This window comes from Stenotrophomonas sp. FBCC-B152 (assembly GCF_059134105.1).
This window is the reverse complement of sequence record NZ_CP101442.1, coordinates 397,855-416,712: the sequence shown is the minus strand read 5'-3', so window position 1 is coordinate 416,712 and position 18,858 is coordinate 397,855. Positions and strand designations below refer to the sequence as shown.

Sequence of the window (18,858 nt, the reverse complement as noted above, 5' to 3'; positions counted from 1 at the left end):
ACGAAAAAGGCACCTATCGGGTGCCTTTTTCTTTGGTGGTCCAGCGCGGGTTACTGGCCTACTGCGACCGTGAACACCACGCGGTTGTCGGCCAGCTTGCCGGAGTTGTCGCGGCCGTTGCCGTCGGTGCCGTAGTAGCCCAGGCCCAGGGTGAACAGGCCCCAGGTGCGGTTCACGCCGACGTTCCAGTCGGTGTAGTCCTGGGCGACGCTGTCCTTGAACGTGCTGCGGCCGACGTTGGCGGTCAGGTTGAACTCGTTCGGCAGCGCCCATTCGGTGCCGGCGGCGAAGTACCAGCCATCGGTGTCGGTGTTCCAGACATCGTTGGTGTAGGCCACGGTCACGTTGTAGTGCTCGGCGAAGCTGGTCTTGGTGATCAGCTCGGTGTACGCCAGTTCGCTCGAACCGGGGTAGCTGTAGTGGTTGAGCATCACGTCGAAGTTGACGCTGTCGGTGACGTCCACGCCGTAGCCGATGAAGTAATCGACTTCGGCATCCGGGCCGCCGTCACCGAAGTCCACGCCCGAACCCCACACACCGGCGTACAGGCCGACCGGCGAGGTGTAGGTGAAGCCGGCCTGCACGGTCGGGTCTTCGTCGGTCTGGGAGACGCCACGGAACACGTAATCGGACACGCCGGTCACGTTCCAGCTGAACGGCGATTCGGCCTCGTCCTGGGCACTGGCGGCAAACGGGGCAAGCAAGGCGGCGCAGAGCACAGCGGCGGCAGTACAGCGCGTGGCGTGGTTCATGCGGGGTCTCTCCGGGACGTGGGGGTGGATGCAGCGCGTGTTTACAGATTTTTAACCTGATTGATATTGCGATGCAACAATCCCATCTGCAACCGTTTCCTGCGGTGGCCTGTAAAATCCCGGTTTTCCCGTGCCGATGACCGCCTGCCATGACCGACGCCCCGACCGCCCCGCTCACCCAGCACTATGTCGAGGAACTGGAGGCGATCCGCGCCCAGGGCCTGTTCAAGTCCGAGCGCGTCATCACCAGCCCCCAGTCGGCCGAGATCACCCTGGACGACGGCCGCACGGTGCTGAACTTCTGCGCCAACAACTACCTGGGCCTGGCCGACCACCCGGACCTGATCCAGGCGGCCAAGGACGCGCTGGACAGCCACGGCTTCGGCATGGCCTCGGTGCGCTTCATCTGTGGCACCCAGGACCTGCACAAGCAGCTGGAACAGCAGATCGCCGGCTTCTTCGGCAAGCAGGACACCATCCTGTACGCGGCCTGCTTCGACGCCAACGGCGGCCTGTTCGAGCCGCTGCTGGGCGAGAACGACGCCATCATCTCCGACGCGCTCAACCATGCCTCGATCATCGACGGCGTGCGCCTGTGCAAGGCCAAGCGCTTCCGTTATGCCAACTGCGACATGGCCGACCTGGAAGCCCAGCTGCAGGCCGCCGATGCCGCCGGCTGCCGCACCAAGCTGATCACCACCGACGGCGTGTTCTCGATGGACGGCTTCATCGCCCCGCTGGATGAGATCACCGCGCTGGCGAAGAAGTACAACGCGCTGGTGCACATCGACGAATGCCACGCCACCGGCTTCCTGGGCGCCACCGGCCGCGGCTCGGCCGAGGTCAAGGGCGTGCTGGAGAAGATCGACATCATCACCGGCACCCTGGGCAAGGCCATGGGCGGCGCACTGGGCGGCTTCACCACCGCCAGCGCCGAAGTGATCGAGCTGCTGCGCCAGCGCTCGCGCCCGTACCTGTTCTCCAATTCGCTGCCACCGCACGTGGTGGCTGCCGGGATCAAGGCGTTCGACATGCTGGCCGCCGCCGACGACCTGCGCACCACCCTGGCCGACAACACCGCCTACTTCCGCCAGAAGATGACCGCCGCCGGCTTCGACGTGAAGCCCGGCGTGCACCCGATCAGCCCGGTGATGCTGTACGACGCGCCGCTGGCGCAGAAGTTCGCCGAGCGCCTGCTCGAGGAAGGCATCTACGCGATCGGCTTCTTCTTCCCGGTGGTGCCCAAGGGCCAGGCCCGCATCCGCACCCAGATCAGTGCCGCGCACACCCGCGCGCACCTGGACCGGGCGATCGATGCGTTCACCCGGATCGGCCTGGAGCTGGGCGTCATCAAGGCGTAGAGCGGGGCCCTGCCCCACTGACATGCAGGGTGCAACCTCCGAAATGACGCGCATCGCGCGTCATTTCTTTTTCTTCTTGCCCTTCGCCTCGTCCTTGCTGGCCACCACCACCGGCTTGGCCGCCGGCGTTGCATTCGGGTTGCCCTTGGCCACCCGGATGCCGTTGGCCTTCATCCACGCATCGAACTCGTCGGCGCTCATGCGCTTTTCGCCGTTGCTCATGTGGAAGCGGTAGGCGCCACGCCCATCGCGCTCGGTGGGCTGGATCTCCACGATCTTGTCGGTCACCGGCGGCGGCGTGGCCTTGGCCACCTCCTTATGGCCGCCGCAGGCGCTGAGCAGCGCGGCAGGCAGCAGCAGCCAAGCGCTGCGCAGCAGGGAACGGGTAAAGCGGTGGACGTGCATGGCGTTACTCCCGGTAGTGGTCGGAATCTCGGTCGCAGGCCATCCCTTGCCCCATCTCAGGTATCGGCCACGGCGGCGTCGGCCGTGGCAGTCAGCAGGTCCAGTTCGTGCGGCTCCAGTTCGCGCCAGGCGCCCTTGGCCAGCGTGCCCAGTGGCAGCCGGCCAATGCCTACGCGCACCAGCCGCAGCACGTTGATGTCGAAGGCCGCCAGCAGGCGGCGAATGTGGCGGTTGCGGCCTTCTTCCAGCACCACTTCCAGCCAGGCGGTCTTGTCGCCACTGCGCAGCAGGCGTGCCTGGCGGGCGCGCAGGAACTCGCCATCGTCGTCCACGCCGGTGCACAGCGCGGCCAGCTGCGCGGCATCGGGGATGGCATCGATCTGGACGTGGTAGGTCTTGTCCGGCCCGGTAGTGGGGTCGGTCAGGCGCGCGGCCCACTGCGGGTCGTTGCTGAACAGCAGCAGGCCTTCACTGGCCTTGTCCAGCCGGCCGACCGGCGCCAGCCACGGCAGCCCTGCCCCATCGAAGCAGCGGTACACGGTGTCGCGGCCCTGCTCGTCCTGCGCGGTGGTGACCAGGCCGCGCGGCTTGTTGAGCACGATGTGCAGGCGGCGCGGCGCATCCAGCGGCTGGCCATCGACACGCACCACGTTGCGGCCGTCGATGATCGGAAATTCGGGGTTGTTGATAGTGCGGCCATCGACCGTCACCCGGCCATCGCCGATCCAGCGCGCGGCTTCGGTGCGCGAGCACAGCCCGGCCTTGGACAGCACGCGCGCCAACCCATGGCGCGGCGCATCGCCGGCCTGGGCGGCGGGTCTGGCGGGGGCGGACGCACGCCGCGGATCGCGGCGTGGTCGAGCGGTGGGCGCGGCTGGGGGTCGACGGTTGCGCATCGGGCGCCGCGCGCGTTGCTTACTTCTTGCCGCCCGGCTTGGTCTCAGCCGGTGCTTCGGCGGCGGGTGCCGGTGCGGGTGCGGCGGCGGCAGCCGCGCGCGGCTTGACCACGCGCACGCCGCGCGACTTCATCCACGCATCGAACTCATCGGCGGTCATGCGCTTGCCGTTCTGGCTCATGTCGAAGCGCCACGGCGTGTTGTCGAACTCGGTCTGCGGCTTGTAGGCGGCCGGATCGTTCGGCTTGATCGCCGGGGCGCCCGGCATCGCCTTGGCGATGTTCTGGCAGCCATCAATGCGCAGGCGCTGCAGCACGCGGTCGAGCGACTGCTGCTGGTCGAAATTGGAGGTCAGCACGCCCGCGGGCATGCCCAGCTGCACGTTGCGGATATACAGCTCGGACGCCACCGGGGCAATCGCGGTGGCCGGCAACGGCAGCGGCTTGACGCTCGTGGCCGAAGCGGAGCAATCCACGGCTGCGTAGGCGGTGGGAACCAGGGCCAGGCCAAGCGCGGCGGCCAGTGCAATACGCAGCATGGGAGTGCATCCAGGAAAGAGGTCGACGCGCCGAGTTTAACAGCGCCACAACGGCTTTCAAGATCCCACATTCAATGAATACGGCAACTTGTTGGATTTGTTGCCGATTTTGTGCATTCCGCAAAAAAAACAGGGCCCGGCAATGCCGGGCCCTGTCCTGAACCTGTACTACCAGAAGGATTAGTTCTGGACGTTCAGCTCGGTACGACGGTTCTTCGCACGGCCTTCCGGGTTGTCCGAACCATCCGGGTTGGTGTTCGGCGCAATCGGACGGCTCTCGCCGTAGCCGATCGGACCCACCAGACGCGAAGCGGCAATGCCGTTCGTGGTCAGGTAGTTGTACACGGCGGTGGCGCGACGCTCGGACAGCTTCTGGTTGTACTCGTCGGTGCCCTTCGAGTCGGTGTGACCAGCGACTTCAACCTTCAGATCCGGGTAACGGCTCAGGATCTGGGTGGCTTCAGACAGGATCGCCACGGCGTCCGGACGCAGGTTCGACTTGTCGAAGTCGAAGTTCACGCCCTTCAGGTCGATGGAGACCGGCACCGGGCAACCGTCCGGACCGATGGTCTGACCCGGCTGCGAATCCGGGCACTTGTCGTCGCAGTTGTTGACGCCGTCGCCGTCGTCATCCAGGTCTGCGCAGCTCGGGGCAACCGGCGGCGGGGCAACAACCGGGGCAGCCGGCGGCGGGCCCAGCGGGATCACGACGCCGACCGAGGCCAGCACGTCGCCGAACCAGCTTTCGTCCGGAGCAGCAACGCTCTTGTCGTCGAAGTCACCGCGGTAGGCCACTTCGGCGCGGACTGCAACGCGCTTGTCGAAGGTGGTCTGCAGGCCGACGCCGACCTTGGCGGCGAAGTTGCCGTCCTTGCGCTCACCCGGGCTGTCGGGCGACGGGAAGTTGTTGTATTCCTCTTCCGACTTCTGGTAGCCCAGCCCCATCAGCAGGTACGGGTTCCAGCCACGGCCTTCGGAGATGAAGTGGCGACGCAGGTCGATCGAGGCGCCGTACTGGCTCCAGTTCAGGTCCTGGTTGTCGTCGAAGTTCGGGTTCTGGTAGTTCAGCTCACCGTCCAGCGACCAGTTGGGGCTGATGAACTTGCCGAGGCCCAGGGTAACGAACGGAGCGTCGTTGGTCAGACGGTCGCTATCCTGGAAGTTGAAGCCGGCCGAACCGGTCAGGTACCAGCGGTCATCGAAAGACGACTGCGCGGAGGCTGCCTGGGCGAACGCCAGGCCGCCCAGCAGCGCGGCAGTGAGGATCTTCTTGTTCATGTAATACAGCTCCTATTTCGGGGGTATGAAACCGGTAGAGGCATGGGCCAGCACTACTGCGTCGTTTAAGACTGCCGATTCAGCACGCCACCGCCGCGAACATTATGCTCAGGGGAGTGAAGGCGATGTTAACGGTCACGTAACATGTGAAATCAGCGACCAGACCTCCACCGGGTCCAGCTGGTGGCACCCTATACAGGTTGGTGAACTTCCGCAAGACCCAACAATGGCAAGGGTTTTCGGCACTTTCCCAGAGTTTTCAAGGGTCCGCCACAGTATTTGATGCAGTTTGTCGCAGGGCAGTTATTCAGCTGCAGAACAGGTTCAAAAGCGACCTTATGATGAAGGTGTTCACCTCCACGGGAGCCGCCATGAAAGCCGTAGGCCTCACGCACTACCTGCCCATCGACGATCCGGATGCACTGCGTGATCTGCAGGTTCCTGAACCCGGCGCGCCCCAGGGAACCGACCTGCTGGTGCGCGTACAGGCCGTTTCCGTCAACCCGGTCGACACCAAGCAGCGCGCACCCCGCGCAGGCGAAGTGTCGCCGCCGCGCATCCTCGGTTATGACGCTTCCGGCACTGTCGAAGCGGTGGGGCCACAGGTCACTGCATTCGCGCCTGGCGACGAGGTGTATTACGCCGGCGACGTGACGCGACCGGGCAGCAACGCGCAATGGCAGTGGGTGGATGAACGCCTGGTGGGACGCAAGCCGACCACGCTGGATTTCGCCGAAGCCGCAGCGCTGCCACTGACCGTGTTGACCGCATGGGAACTGCTGTTCCAGCGCATGCCGCTGCATTTCGATGATCGCCGCCACGTTGGCCAGACCCTGCTGGTCATCGGCGGTGCAGGCGGCGTGGGTGCCATCGCGATTCAACTGGCACGCCATGCCGGTTTCACCGTGGTGGCCACCGCGTCGCGTGAAGACTCGGCCGAATGGTGTCGCCGGATGGGCGCCGACCACGTGGTGGATCACCGCCAACCGTTGCCCGCACAGCTGCAGGCGCTGGGCATCGCGCAGGTGGAGGTGGCCCTGAACCTGGCCGACACCGACCACTACTGGGAAGTGCTGGGCGAACTGCTGGCACCGCAGGGGCATGTCGGCCTGATCGTGGAACCGCGTGGCCCGCTGCGCATCGGCGATCCCTACAAGGCCAAGTGCATCGGCATCCATTGGGAGTTCATGTTCGCCCGCTCGCGATTCCAGACCGCGGACATGGTGGAACAGCACCGCATCCTCAGCCGGGTGGCCAGCCTGGTCGACGCCGGCGAACTGCGCAGCACCGCGCATACCTCGCTGGGCAGCATCAATGCCGCCAACCTGCGTGAGGCCCATCGCCTGCTGGAAGGCGGCGGTGTCACCGGGAAACTGGTGCTGTCCGGCTGGGAGTGAGCGTTGGCCCGCGCGGTGTGCGCGCGCTTTCGCCTGCATCTGTATCTGTCGGCGCGGCGGCGCGCGCCCTACAGTCAAACGCCCTGTCGATGACACCGCCATGCCCACTTCGCTGCCTCTGCGCCTGCTGCAACTGCTGATCGGCCTGTTCCTGTACGGCATGGGCGCGGCGGTGATGATCCGCGCCGCGATCGGCGTGGCGCCCTGGGATGTGCTGTCCCAGGGCATCGCGCTGCAGACGCCGCTGTCGTTCGGCGTGGCCACCAACGTGATCGGGGCCCTGGTGCTGCTGCTGTGGTGGCCGATCCGGCAGAAGCCGGGCCTGGGCACCGTGTTGAACGTGCTGCTGATCGGACCGAGCGCGCAATTCGGCCTGTGGCTGCTGCCGGAGGTGCACGGACTGGTGTGGCAGGTGCCGATGTTTGCCCTGGGTCTGCTGCTGGTGGCGGTCGCCACCGGCCTGTACATCGGCGCCCGCTTCGGACCGGGCCCGCGCGATGGCCTGATGACCGGCCTGCATGCCCGCACCGGCTGGCCGATCTGGCGGGTGCGCAGCCTGATCGAGGGCACCGTGCTGGTCATCGGCTGGTACCTGGGCGGCAACGTCGGCCTGGGCACCCTCGCCTTCGCCGTGCTCATCGGCCCCCTCTGCGGCTACACCCTTCCCCTGTTCGGTGTACGCAAGCCGGAGCCGGCGCCCGCCCTGCGGTGACCCTTGCGTGCAAAGGCGATACGCGGCACCCTTCGCACCTACCGTACGCAAGCGTATCTTCATGTCGCCAGCCGCCGAAACTCCCGCCTACCCCCATCTGTTCGCCCCGCTCGACCTGGGCTTCACCACCCTGCGCAACCGCATCCTGATGGGGTCCATGCACACCGGGCTGGAAGACCGCGCGCGCGACTTCCCGCGGCTGGCGGCGTATTTCGCCGAACGCGCGGCGGGCGGGGTCGGGCTGATCGTCACCGGCGGCTATGCGCCCAACGTGGTGGGCTGGCTCAAGCCGTTCGGCGGCAAGCTGTCCTGGCCGTGGGAAGTGGGTCCGCACCGCCAGCTCACGGCGGCGGTACACGGCCATGACGGCAAGATCTGCCTGCAGCTGCTGCACGCCGGCCGCTACGCCTACCACCCCCTGTCGGTGGCGCCGTCGAAGAAGAAGGCGCCGATCAATCCGTTCACCCCGCGTGCGCTGTCGGCACGTGGCGTGGAACGGCATATCGCCGATTACGCGCGCAGCGCGCGGCTGGCCCGCGAGGCCGGCTACGACGGCGTGGAGGTGATGGGCTCGGAAGGCTACCTGATCAACGAATTCATCGCCCCCCGCACCAACCTGCGCCGCGATCGCTGGGGCGGCGACGCCACCCAGCGCATGCAGTTCGCGGTGGAGATCGTGCGCCGCATCCGCGAAGCGTGCGGCCCGGATTTCATCATCATCTACCGGTTGTCGCTGGTCGACCTGGTCGAGGACGGCAGCAACTGGGACGAGATCGTGCAGCAGGCCAAGGCCATTGAAGCGGCCGGCGCCACCCTGATCAATTCCGGCATCGGCTGGCATGAAGCGCGCGTGCCCACCATCGCCACCTCGGTGCCGCGCGCGGCATTCGCCGGGGTCACCGCCAAACTCAAGCCGCATGTGCGCGTGCCGGTGATCGCCACCAACCGCATCAACATGCCCGACGTGGCCGAACACATCCTGGCCGGCGGCGGCGCGGACATGGTGTCGCTGGCGCGGCCGCTGCTGGCCGACCCGGAATGGGCCAACAAGGCGCGCGCCGGCCGTGCGCACGCGATCAATACCTGCATTGCCTGCAACCAGGCGTGCCTGGACCACGTGTTCGAGAACAAGACCGCCAGCTGCCTGGTCAACCCGCGCGCGGTGCATGAAACCGAACTGGTCTACCGCCCCACCACGGCGCCGAAGAAGGTCGCGGTGGTCGGTGCCGGTCCGGCCGGCCTGGCCTGCGCCACCGTGGCCGCCGAACGCGGCCATGCGGTCACCCTGTTCGACGCCGGCAGCGAGATCGGCGGCCAGTTCAACGTGGCCAAGCGCATTCCCGGCAAGGAAGAATTCCACGAAACGCTGCGCTACTTCCGCCACAAGCTGGAGGAAACCGGGGTCAGCGTGAAGCTCGACACCGTGGCCGACGTCGCCACGCTGGCCGGCTTCGATGCGGTGGTGGTCGCCACCGGCATCACCCCGCGCCAGGTCGATTTCCCGGGTGCCGACCATCCCAAGGTGGTCAGCTATCTGGATGTGCTGCTGGGCCGGGTGCAGGTCGGCGCGGAAGCGGCGATCATCGGTGCCGGCGGCATCGGCTTCGACGTGGGCGAGTTCCTGGTGCACGAGGGCCCCTCGCCGGCCCTGGACCCGGCCCGCTGGATGGCCGAATGGGGCGTGGACCCGCACTTCGAGGCACGCGGCGCGCTGGCACGGCCGCAGCCCGAGGCGCCCGCACGCAGGGTCTGGCTGCTGCAGCGCAGCCCGGGCAAGCCCGGCGCACGGCTGGGCAAGACCACCGGCTGGATCCACCGCGCCACGCTGAAGGCCAAGGGCGTGAAGATGCTCGGCGGGGTGGAGTACCTGGGCGTGGACGACGACGGCCTGCACATCCGCATCGATGGCCAGCAGCAGACCCTGCCGGTGAGCCACGTGGTGGTCTGCGCCGGCCAGGAACCGCGCCGCGACCTGCATGCCGCGCTGCTTGCCGCAGGCGTGGATGCCCACCTGATCGGTGGCGCCGATGTGGCCGCGGAACTGGACGCAAAACGCGCGATCAACCAGGGCAGCCGCCTGGCCGCGTCGCTCTGATTCAGGGAGGCACGACCAACGGTCGTGCCCTACCGCGTGCCCGCGCTAAACCGGCCGGCGACGCCGATTCACGGTAGGTGACGACCGTTGGTCGTCACCTGAATGGGCGAAAATGACCTCCGTCCGAACCTGAATGTCAAGCCTTTCGGTTCAGGATGCGTTGCGAAATGCCCCCCTATCGTGCGCCAACTTTCCCGCTCACCACCCAGTTCGAGTGAGCGCGCGGCCCCCACGTCTTTCGGGTGCCGCTCCCGGGCGGCCCCGATGGCCGCCTCCCCATGACGCCAAGTCGTACACCCCCGCCCCATCCCGTTGATCGGATGGACAGCCAGGTGCGGCCCATACGGAGCAAGGAGATTTATGAAACTGGCCTGGATTCTCTGGCTGTCGCAGTTGTTGCCCCAGCCGGCCGCCGATTCGCTGTGCTTGAGCACGACCGTCTACCTCGAAGCGCGTGACCAGACCCTGCGCGGCCAGCAAGCCGTTGCGGAAGTGGCGCTGCGCCGCCTGGACAGCGGGCTGTGGGGCGATTCGATGTGCAAGGTGGTCACCGCACGCAAGCAGTTCGCACCGACCATCGTGGCGCCGGGCACCCAGCTGGGCAACACCGATGCCTGGGAAGAAGCCATGACCGTGGCCTTCGATGCCGAGCGCAACTGGGCGCTGCCGGAAGGCGAGCGCAAGGAAATCGTGCCTGGTGCCAGCCACTTCGCCGCGCTGTCCATCGCCAGCCCGAGCTGGCGCAACGCCTACCAGGTGGCCACCATCGGTGACCACACGTTCTATCGCGTGCAGAAACTCAAGCCACGCGCGTCGTAACGATCTGTTACGGCCATACCGTTGAGGATGCGGGGCCGGCTCTGGAATAGTGGGCCGCTTACCTTTCCTGCATCCCGACGGAGTTCCCCATGAAGCTGTACAGCAAGCCCGGTGCCTGCTCCACCGCCGACCACATCGCCCTGCAGTGGACCGGCCAGCCGTTCGAGGTGGAACTGCTCGACAAGGACACCCTGAAGGCCCCGGCCTATCTTGCGATCAATCCGGCCGGCTCGGTGCCGACCATCGTCGACGGCAGCTTCGTGCTGACCCAGAACGCGGCCATCATGGGCTACATCGCCGACAGCTACCCGCAGGCCGGCCTGGGCGGCGACGGCAGCCCTCAGCAGCGCGCTGAAGCCAACCGCTGGCTGGCCTTCGTCAATTCGGACGTGCACCCGGCGTTCTCGCCGCTGTTCGCACCGGCCAAGTTCATCGCCGATGACAGCCAGTACGACGCGATCCGCGACGCCGCCCGCAAGCGCCTGCGCGGCCTGTTCGAGACCGCCAACCGCCAGCTTGCCGACAAGCCCTGGCTGGCCGGCTTCCGCAGCTATGCCGACGCGTACTTCTACATCACCCTGCGCTGGGCGGCCGGCGCCAAGGTCGACCTGGCCGGCCTGGACAACCTCGCTGCGTTCAAGACCCGGATGGAAGCCGACACCGGCGTGCAGGCCGCGCTGAAGGCCGAAGGCCTGCAATAAGCAACCCGGTGCGCGCGATCAGCCGATCTCGCGCACCACGTTGTCCTGCGCATCGCGCAGTGCGGTCGGCACCACCTCCACCACCAGCGCCGTCCCCGGTACCGGGTAGCGCCCGCGCTCCGGACGCACCTGCTGCTCCAGCGCGTCCAGGCCCTGCGCACTCAGCGTGCAGCGCATGCCCTCCCCGTCCTTGGCGACGGCATCGCGGTCACCGGGCGCGAACTCCCATTCGTGTTTGCGGCTGACGATGGTCAACGGGTTGCCATGGCGCAGGCGCAGCGGCAGCAGGTCAAGCACATTGGGCACCTGGCCGGCACCCAGCACCAGCACGACCTGGTCGCCTTCTTCGCGCCAGTCCAGGGTCTCCACGAACAGGACGGCGGTACTGGACCCTTCGCGCTCGCTGCCTTCCTGCAGCTGCCGCACCAGCGCCGGATCATCCAGCAGGCTGGCACGGTGCAGATCGGTGACCCACAGCGGCATGCGCGGCGCCAATGCCTGCAGTACCCCATCGGTCGACCAGCGCTTGATCGCCGCCATCTCGTCGTCGCTCAGCCCGATCACCTGCAGGAACGCCAGTCCGCCATTGGGCGTGTCCCGCGCGGGCAGCTGCGGATCCGGCATGAACGCCAGGTGGCGCAGGCAGGTATCGGTGTCCAGCGCGATCGGCCCATTGGCATCCATGTGGTGCCCGGCTTCGAACGCATTGCCACTGCCGAACACATAGCGCGCCAGGTTCTGCAGCAGGTTCATCGGCCAGCTCGGCGGGTTTTCTTCGCCGGGCTCCGCCGCCAGGCGGAAGGTCAGCTCGAACCCGAAGCCGCTGCTGTCGGTGTCATCGCTCTGTTTGTCGTACAGCTCGGAAAAGCCGTAGGTCACGTAGTGCCAGTGCGGGCGCGGCAGCGCGGCGCGGTACACGCTGATGCCATCGAGCGGATCGCGGCCGCCCAGCGTATACGGCAGCGCCGTGCCGTAATGGCGCGGCTCCTGGCCGGGATACAGCGCGGCCAGGGCCGCGTTGATCGCGTCCCAGCCCGGTGTACCGTTGTCCTGTTCGTCCACGCGCTGCTCCTGGCGTCCCGGAAGGACGCCAATGTACGCCATCACCGCTGCGCCGTGCCGCTCCCGTCAGGCAGGCTGCGCATCGCTGTGCAGCAGCGCGCGCGTCTCCTCCAGCCAACGGTTGGCCAACGCGGGACTCTTGGCCTTGGACACGGCGGCGGCCATGTCCGGCCAGAGTTTTTCCAGGCTGGCCGCATCGGTGCAGCGCTCGATCTTGAGCTGCATGAAGTAGCCCTTCAGGCCAAGATGCCTGCGGACCGATTCGCTCATCCAGTCATACAGCTGCTTGTACAGCACCGGGTCCTGTTCGCGACCGGAGGTGAGCGCACGCGGCGCGGCGGGCGCCAGCGCACCGCCGACCACTTCGATCAGGCCCATCTCCGCCAGCTGGGCCAGCGCGTCGTCCGGCGCGCGCAGCCCGGGCAACATCGCGGTCAATTCGTTGTCATCGCGCTGACCATCAACCATCAGCAGAATGGAGCGCAACCCCGGCACCAGCCGGCGCGCGCGGTCTTCGATTTCCTGACGGCCAGCCGCCGTCTTGGCATGGATGTACGCCATGTGTTCCCCCTGTTACCTGGTCCCCCTGCACGCACGGCCCGGTGAAGACCGGAACCCGTGCGCCCCCTTGCGTTCGTCCAGACAGTGGCCCGGGCCGCGCACGCCATCCCCGGCGTGTCGCGCATCGGGCCCACAACGATCACCCCGGCAGCTTAACCGAGGTCCCGCGCGGCGGGTAATGCACCGCAGCACGGGACACGGTCGCCGGGATTCGGGTGGGGCTTACCGCCCCAATGCCCGGCGGATCTCGTCCAGCGCGCCGGGGTCGTCCAGGGTGGACAGGTCGCCCGGGTCACGGTGTTCGGCCAGGGCCTGCAGCGAGCGGCGCAGCAGCTTGCCCGAGCGGGTCTTGGGCAGGGCGTTGACCAGGTGGATGTGCGCCGGACGCGCGACGGCGCCCAGGCTCTGGGTGACCCGCTGCATCATCTCGGCCACCACCGCGCTGCCATCGCCTTCCACTGCCTGCTTGAGGGTGACGAACACCAGCGGCACCTGGCCCTTGAGCTCGTCCTTCACCCCGATCACCGCCGCTTCGGCCACCAGGGGATGGCCGGAGATGCATTCCTCGATCTCGCGCGTGCCGAGCCGGTGCCCGGCCACGTTGATCACATCGTCGGTGCGGCCGAGGATGAAGGTGTAGCCATCCTCGTCGCGGATCGCCCAGTCCAGCGAGCTGTACAGCAGTTCCTTGAAGTGGCTGAAATAGCTCTGGATGAAGCGGTCGTCGTCGTTCCAGACCGTGCTCATGCAGCCCGGCGGCAGCGGCGGCACCATCACCAGCACGCCCTTCTGCCCGGCCTGCACTTCGGCGCCGGTGTTCTCGTCGATCACCTTCATGCGGTAACCGAGGTTGGGGAAGCCCGGCGAGCCGAAACGCACCGGCTTGAGGTCCACGCCCGGCAGCAGGGTCAGCGCCGGCCAGCCGGTTTCGGTCTGCCAGTAGTTGTCGATGATCGGCTTGCCCAGCGCATCGTTGATCCAGTGTGCGGTGGGTTCGTCCAGCGGTTCGCCGGCAAGGAACACGTACTTGAGTGCGTCGAGGTCATGGCGACGGATGAAGTCGGCATCGTGCTTCTTCAGCACGCGGATCGCGGTGGGTGAGGAGAACAGCGTGCGCACGCCGTACTGTTCACACAATGCCCACCAGATGCCCGGATCCGGGTTGGTCGGCAGGCCTTCGTACAGGAGCGAGGTACAGCCGCCGATCAGCGGGCCGTACACGTTGTAGGAATGGCCCACGGCCCAGCCCACGTCCGAGGTGGAGAACATCACCTGGCCCGGTTTGCAGTCGAACACGGTTTCCATCGACTGCGCCATCGCGACGGCGTAACCGCCGACATCGCGCTGCACGCCCTTGGGCTTGCCGGTGGTGCCGGAGGTATACAGCAGGTAGCTGGGCTCGCTCGATTCCAGCCACACCACCGGCACGTCCTGGTCGCCGACCTCGTCGCGCAGGGTGGCGTAGTCGACATCGCGGCCGGGCACCTTCGGTTCGGCCGGGTCCAGCCCGCGCGACACGATCAGCACGTGCGGCGGCGGCGACTTCGCCTCGGCGCAGGCGGCATCGACCATGGCCTTGTAAGGAATCACCTTGCCGCCGCGCTTGCCGGCATCGGCGGCGATCAGCAGCTTGGGCGCGGCGTCGTCGATGCGCAGCGCAAGGTTGTGCGCGGCGAAACCACCAAACACCACCGAATGGATCGCCCCGATGCGCGCGCAGGCGAGCATGGCGAACACCGCTTCTGCCATGTTCGGCATGTAGATGACCACGCGGTCGCCACGCTGCACGTCCAGCCGCTGCAGCACGGCGGCGAACGCATTCACTTCGCGGTACAGCTCGCGGTAGGTGATCTCGCGGGTGACGTTGGTTTCGGTGGAAATGGCCACCAGCGCCAGCTGGTCGGGGCGTTCGGCCAAGTGCCGGTCCACCGCGTTGTAGCAGAGGTTGGTCTGGCCACCCACGTACCAGCGGCGGAACGGCGGGTTGCTGTAATCCAGGATCTGCTGCGGCGGTACATGCCAGTAGATCCGGTGCGCTTCCTCGGCCCAGAACGCTTCGGGTTCCTCCACCGATCGCCGGTAGACATCTTCGTAACGCATGACAGCCCTCCCAGACAAAGTCATGGGATCGAGCATAGTCCGATGGCGGCACATGAACTGTCCTACCTTGGTCGTACGGTGCGCATGCGCACGGCAGAATCAAACGCGGTTGCCGGTGAATCGAGCGCCGGGGCGCCTTACCCTTTCCGGCGAATGTCCCCCGGCGTCGGCCAGAGGCCGACACCTCCTCCTTTACTTCGCCTCCAAGGGTAAGGCGCCCCGGCACTCGATCCACCGGCGTTGGCCCCCGGCGTCCTCTTTTCCATCGCGAAACGCAAGCCGAGCCACGTCGCGGCCGGTAGGCTCCTGGCAAAGTAAAGGAGGAGGCCGTCGCCGAAGGGCGGCGGCCGGGGGACATTTGCACAGGGGCCTACCGGCCGCGGCGTGGCCCTCAACCCTCGCGATGGAAGTGATCGAAGAAAAAAAACGCCGGGCAAGCCCGGCGTTTTCTCATCGAGTGCCAACCAAAGGCCGGCCAGCCGCGATCAACCCAGCAGGTGGGCGACGCCAGCGCGCTCTTCTTCCAGCTCGGCCAGGGTCTTGTCGATGTACTTCTGGCTGAAGTCGTCGACCGGCAGGTCCTTGACCAGGGTGTACTCACCGTTTTCGGTGGTCACCGCGAAGCCGAAGATCACGCCTTCCGGAATGCCGTAGGAACCGTCGGACGGCACGCCCATGGTGACCCACTTGCCGTTGCTGCCCAGCACCCAGTCGCGCACGTGGTCGATGGCGGCATTGGCGGCCGAGGCAGCCGAGGACGAGCCACGGGCTTCGATGATCGCCGCGCCGCGCTTGCCCACGGTCGGGATGAAGGTGTTGGCGTTCCACTCCTGGTCGTTGATCGCATCGGCGATCGACGCGCCATCGGCGGTGGCGAAACGGTAGTCCGGGTACATGGTCGGGCTGTGGTTGCCCCACACCACCAGCTTCTCCATGCCACCGACCGGCTTGCCCAGCTTGGACGACAGCTGGCTCAGCGCACGGTTGTGGTCCAGGCGCAGCATGGCGGTGAAGTTGCGCGGGTTCAGGTCCGGCGCCGACTTCATGGCGATGTAGGCATTGGTGTTGGCCGGGTTGCCGACCACCAGCACCTTCACATTGCGGCTGGCCACCTTGTTCAGCGCCGCGCCCTGCGCGGTGAAGATCTTGGCGTTTTCCAGCAGCAGGTCCTTGCGCTCCATGCCCGGGCCGCGCGGACGCGCGCCGACCAGCAGGGCGATGTCGGCGTCCTTGAACGCCACTTCGGCGTCATCGGTGCCGACCATGCCGGCCAGCAGCGGGAACGCGCAGTCTTCCAGTTCCATCATCACGCCGCGCAGGGCGGCCTGGGCCTTGTCGACCGGCAGCTCGAGCAGCTGCAGGATGACCGGCTGGTCCTTGCCCAGCATTTCGCCGGAGGCGATGCGGAACAGCAGGGCGTAGCCGATCTGGCCGGCGGCGCCGGTCACGGCAACACGAACAGGTGCTTTCATGGGGATTTCCTCTGCTAAGAAGCTGTGTGGGAGTGGCCACCGGGCGGGGAGAGACCTGGCGGGGCGGCCGGAAATGCGCAACGGCCTCCCGCGAGGGAGGCCGTTGAAAGGGAATTACTTGGCCGGGATCAGCTTGTTCCACTCGGCCACGCGGTCGGCCTGGGCGGCCAGCACGGCGTCGGTGTCGCCTTCCAGGGTGATCGAATGGATCACGTCACCCTGCTTGACCGAATCCACGATGGCCTGGCCATCCAGCACCTGGCCGAACACGGTGTGCTTGCCGTCCAGCCAGTCGGTCTTGATGTGGGTGATGAAGAACTGGCTGCCGTTGGTGTTCGGGCCGGCATTGGCCATGGACAGCGAACCGACCTGGTGCTTCACGCCGTTCTTCTCGTCTTCGAACTTGTAGCCCGGGCCGCCGGTGCCCTGGCCCTTGGGGCAACCGCCCTGGATCATGAAATCGGGGATCACGCGGTGGAAGATCAGGCCGTCATAGAAGCCGTTCTTGACCAGGTTCACGAAGTTGGCCACGGTCAGCGGCGCCTTGTCTGCGAACAGCTCGACCTTGATCGGGCCCTGGGTGGTGTCGAAAGTGGCGATGAGGGACATGAGGATCCTTGGATTACGGGGGTTGTCGTCAGCCCATAAGGATACACCGCGCACGCGACCGGGACCCACCTGACCATGGTCGAACAGGCCCGGTAGCACCCGCCGTTGGCAGCCCCTCAGGATCCCGCAGACCCGGCCCGGGAGGTCGGTGCCTGAATAGGCCAAAGGTTCTTTTCGCGTTTGGCCGGCAAAGCCGTATAATGATGGACTTCTTTTTCCAAATCCGGCGCCGACTGGCCCCCTTTCGCATGTCTATCGAAAATCTTCGCAACATCGCCATCGTCGCCCACGTCGACCACGGTAAGACCACCCTTGTGGACCAGCTGCTCAAGCAGTCCGGCACGCTGTCCGAGCGCACCGTGCTCGCCGAGCGCGTGATGGACAGCAATGACCAGGAAAAGGAGCGTGGCATCACGATCCTGGCCAAGAACACGGCCATCACCTGGGAAGACAAGCGTACCGGCGTGAAGAACCGCATCAACATCGTCGACACCCCCGGACACGCCGACTTCGGCGGCGAAGTGGAGCGCGTGCTGTCGATGGTGGACACCGTGCTGATCCTGGTCGACGCCATGGACGGCCCGATGCCGCAGACCCGCTTCGTCACCCAGAAGGCCTTCGCGATGGGCTTCAAGCCGATCGTGGTGGTCAACAAGGTCGACCGCCCGGGCTCGCGTCCGGATTGGGTGATCGACCAGGTCTTCGACCTGTTTGACAAGCTCGGCGCCACCAATGAGCAGCTCGACTTCCCGATCGTCTACGCCTCGGCCCTGAACGGCTACGCCGGCCTGGAAGACAGCGTGCGCGACGGCGACATGACCCCGCTGTACGAAGCGATCATGCAGCACGCGCCGAAGCCGGAAGTGGACCCGGAAGGTCCGTTCCAGATGCGCATCAGCCAGCTGGATTACAACAACTTCGTGGGCGTGATCGGCATCGGCCGCATCCAGCGCGGTACCCTGAAGAAGAACATGCAGGTCGCGGTGATCGACCGTGAAGGCAAGAAGCGCAACGGCAAGGTCGCGCAGGTGCTGGGCTTCCTGGGCCTGGAGCGCATCGAGCAGGACACCGCCGAAGCCGGTGACATCGTCGCCATCTCGGGCATCGCGGAGCTGACCATCTCCGACACCCTGTGCCACCCGGACACCCCGGAAGCACTGCCGGCGCTGACCGTCGACGAGCCGACCATCTCGATGACCTTCCAGGTCAACAACTCGCCGTTCGCCGGCAACAAGGACCTGTCCGGTGGCAAGTTCCTGACCAGCCGCCAGATCAAGGACCGCCTGGACCGCGAACAGGTCCACAACGTGGCCCTGAAGGTGGAACAGCTGGAAGACGCCGACAAGTTCCTGGTCTCGGGCCGTGGCGAACTGCACCTGTCGGTGCTGATCGAAAACATGCGCCGTGAAGGCTACGAGCTGGCCGTGTCGCGCCCGGAAGTGATCATCAAGCAGATCGACGGCCAGGCCATGGAGCCGATCGAACAGCTCGTGGTGGACATCGAAGAGCAGCACCAGGGCGGCGTCATGGAAAAGCTGGGCACCCGCAAGGGCCAGCTGAAGAACATGGAGCCGGACGGCAAGGGCCGTGTGCGCCTGGAATACCAGATCCCGGCCCGTGGCCTGATCGGCTTCCAGAACGAGTTCAAGACCCTGACCCAGGGTTCGGGCCTGCTGTTCCACGTGTTCGACCATTACGGCCCGAAGGAACAGGGCGCCATCGCCAAGCGCCAGAACGGCGTGATGATCGCCAACGCGCCGGGCGCCACCCCCGCCTACTCGCTGGGGCCGCTGCAGGAGCGTGGCAAGCTGTTCGCTGCTGAAGGCGACAACGTGTACGAAGGCCAGCTGATCGGTATCCACTCCAAGGACAACGACCTGACCGTCAACGCGATCAAGACCAAGCCGCTGACCAACATGCGCGCGTCGGGCAAGGACGATGCGATCCAGCTGACCCCGGCCATCAAGTACTCGCTGGAACAGGCCCTGGACTTCATCGAAGACGACGAGCTGGTCGAGATCACCCCGAAGGAAATCCGCCTTCGCAAGAAGGGGCTGACCGAAAGCGACCGCAAGAAGGCCTCGCGCGGCGGCTGATCGG

The 18,858-nt window shown here is 66.4% G+C and carries 17 protein-coding genes; 7 read left to right on the top strand and 10 right to left on the bottom strand.

Annotated features, from left to right (window positions below; genetic code table 11):
* Nucleotides 1-50: 50 nt before the first annotated feature.
* A complete protein-coding gene (locus NMB40_RS01955; RefSeq protein ID WP_282247309.1) occupies nucleotides 51-752 on the bottom strand; it encodes a TorF family putative porin in 702 nt (233 codons plus the stop codon).
* A 149-nt stretch (nucleotides 753-901) separates the two neighbouring features.
* Between NMB40_RS01955 and kbl the strand changes: the two genes are divergently transcribed.
* Nucleotides 902-2,113, top strand: a complete 1,212-nt coding sequence (gene kbl / locus NMB40_RS01950; protein WP_494359969.1) for a glycine C-acetyltransferase — start codon at nucleotides 902-904, stop codon at nucleotides 2,111-2,113.
* A 60-nt stretch (nucleotides 2,114-2,173) separates the two neighbouring features.
* On the opposite strand, the gene NMB40_RS01945 is transcribed toward kbl, so the two are convergent.
* The 4 genes from NMB40_RS01945 to NMB40_RS01930 form a co-directional block, all read right to left on the bottom strand.
* A complete protein-coding gene (locus NMB40_RS01945) occupies nucleotides 2,174-2,518 on the bottom strand; it encodes a hypothetical protein (RefSeq protein WP_494359968.1) in 345 nt (114 codons plus the stop codon).
* 56 nt (nucleotides 2,519-2,574) lie between these two features.
* Nucleotides 2,575-3,414: a pseudouridine synthase gene (locus tag NMB40_RS01940; RefSeq protein ID WP_494359967.1), complete on the bottom strand. Its 840-nt coding sequence runs from the start codon at nucleotides 3,412-3,414 to the stop codon at nucleotides 2,575-2,577.
* Between the two features lie 19 nt (nucleotides 3,415-3,433).
* Nucleotides 3,434-3,952 (bottom strand): hypothetical protein, encoded by a 519-nt coding sequence (locus NMB40_RS01935; protein WP_068849519.1) that lies wholly within the window; start codon nucleotides 3,950-3,952, stop codon nucleotides 3,434-3,436.
* A gap of 180 nt (nucleotides 3,953-4,132) precedes the next feature.
* Nucleotides 4,133-5,230, bottom strand: a complete 1,098-nt coding sequence (locus tag NMB40_RS01930) for an OmpA family protein (RefSeq protein WP_282247313.1) — start codon at nucleotides 5,228-5,230, stop codon at nucleotides 4,133-4,135.
* Nucleotides 5,231-5,601: 371 nt separating this feature from the next.
* Between NMB40_RS01930 and NMB40_RS01925 the strand changes: the two genes are divergently transcribed.
* From NMB40_RS01925 to NMB40_RS01905, 5 genes are all read left to right on the top strand, one after another.
* The gene (locus NMB40_RS01925) at nucleotides 5,602-6,627 is read left to right on the top strand and encodes a zinc-binding alcohol dehydrogenase family protein (RefSeq protein WP_494359966.1); all 1,026 of its coding nucleotides are present in this window, start codon (nucleotides 5,602-5,604) and stop codon (nucleotides 6,625-6,627) included.
* A 100-nt stretch (nucleotides 6,628-6,727) separates the two neighbouring features.
* A complete protein-coding gene (gene yczE, locus NMB40_RS01920) occupies nucleotides 6,728-7,339 on the top strand; it encodes a membrane protein YczE (protein WP_494359965.1) in 612 nt (203 codons plus the stop codon).
* A 61-nt stretch (nucleotides 7,340-7,400) separates the two neighbouring features.
* Nucleotides 7,401-9,434 carry an oxidoreductase gene (locus NMB40_RS01915; RefSeq protein ID WP_494359964.1) on the top strand — a complete coding sequence of 678 codons (2,034 nt, stop codon included), beginning with the start codon at nucleotides 7,401-7,403 and terminating at the stop codon, nucleotides 9,432-9,434.
* Between the two features lie 360 nt (nucleotides 9,435-9,794).
* A complete protein-coding gene (locus tag NMB40_RS01910) occupies nucleotides 9,795-10,253 on the top strand; it encodes a cell wall hydrolase (RefSeq protein WP_068849509.1) in 459 nt (152 codons plus the stop codon).
* Between the two features lie 89 nt (nucleotides 10,254-10,342).
* The gene (locus NMB40_RS01905; RefSeq protein ID WP_068849507.1) at nucleotides 10,343-10,954 is read left to right on the top strand and encodes a glutathione S-transferase N-terminal domain-containing protein; all 612 of its coding nucleotides are present in this window, start codon (nucleotides 10,343-10,345) and stop codon (nucleotides 10,952-10,954) included.
* 18 nt (nucleotides 10,955-10,972) lie between these two features.
* On the opposite strand, the gene NMB40_RS01900 is transcribed toward NMB40_RS01905, so the two are convergent.
* The 5 genes from NMB40_RS01900 to NMB40_RS01880 form a co-directional block, all read right to left on the bottom strand.
* Entirely contained in the window at nucleotides 10,973-12,058 is a 1,086-nt protein-coding gene (locus tag NMB40_RS01900) for a suppressor of fused domain protein (RefSeq protein ID WP_494359963.1), read from the bottom strand.
* A gap of 24 nt (nucleotides 12,059-12,082) precedes the next feature.
* Nucleotides 12,083-12,577, bottom strand: a complete 495-nt coding sequence (locus NMB40_RS01895) for a hypothetical protein (RefSeq protein WP_282247319.1) — start codon at nucleotides 12,575-12,577, stop codon at nucleotides 12,083-12,085.
* Nucleotides 12,578-12,799: 222 nt separating this feature from the next.
* Nucleotides 12,800-14,677: a propionate--CoA ligase gene (prpE, locus tag NMB40_RS01890; protein WP_494359962.1), complete on the bottom strand. Its 1,878-nt coding sequence runs from the start codon at nucleotides 14,675-14,677 to the stop codon at nucleotides 12,800-12,802.
* 485 nt (nucleotides 14,678-15,162) lie between these two features.
* Nucleotides 15,163-16,149 carry a malate dehydrogenase gene (locus tag NMB40_RS01885; protein WP_070207580.1) on the bottom strand — a complete coding sequence of 329 codons (987 nt, stop codon included), beginning with the start codon at nucleotides 16,147-16,149 and terminating at the stop codon, nucleotides 15,163-15,165.
* A 114-nt stretch (nucleotides 16,150-16,263) separates the two neighbouring features.
* Nucleotides 16,264-16,758 carry a peptidylprolyl isomerase gene (locus NMB40_RS01880; RefSeq protein ID WP_282246934.1) on the bottom strand — a complete coding sequence of 165 codons (495 nt, stop codon included), beginning with the start codon at nucleotides 16,756-16,758 and terminating at the stop codon, nucleotides 16,264-16,266.
* Nucleotides 16,759-17,006: 248 nt separating this feature from the next.
* On the opposite strand from NMB40_RS01880, the gene typA reads away from it, so the two are divergent.
* Nucleotides 17,007-18,854, top strand: coding sequence for a translational GTPase TypA (gene typA / locus NMB40_RS01875; RefSeq protein WP_494359961.1), 1,848 nt, complete (start codon nucleotides 17,007-17,009; stop codon nucleotides 18,852-18,854).
* Nucleotides 18,855-18,858 lie beyond the last annotated feature (4 nt).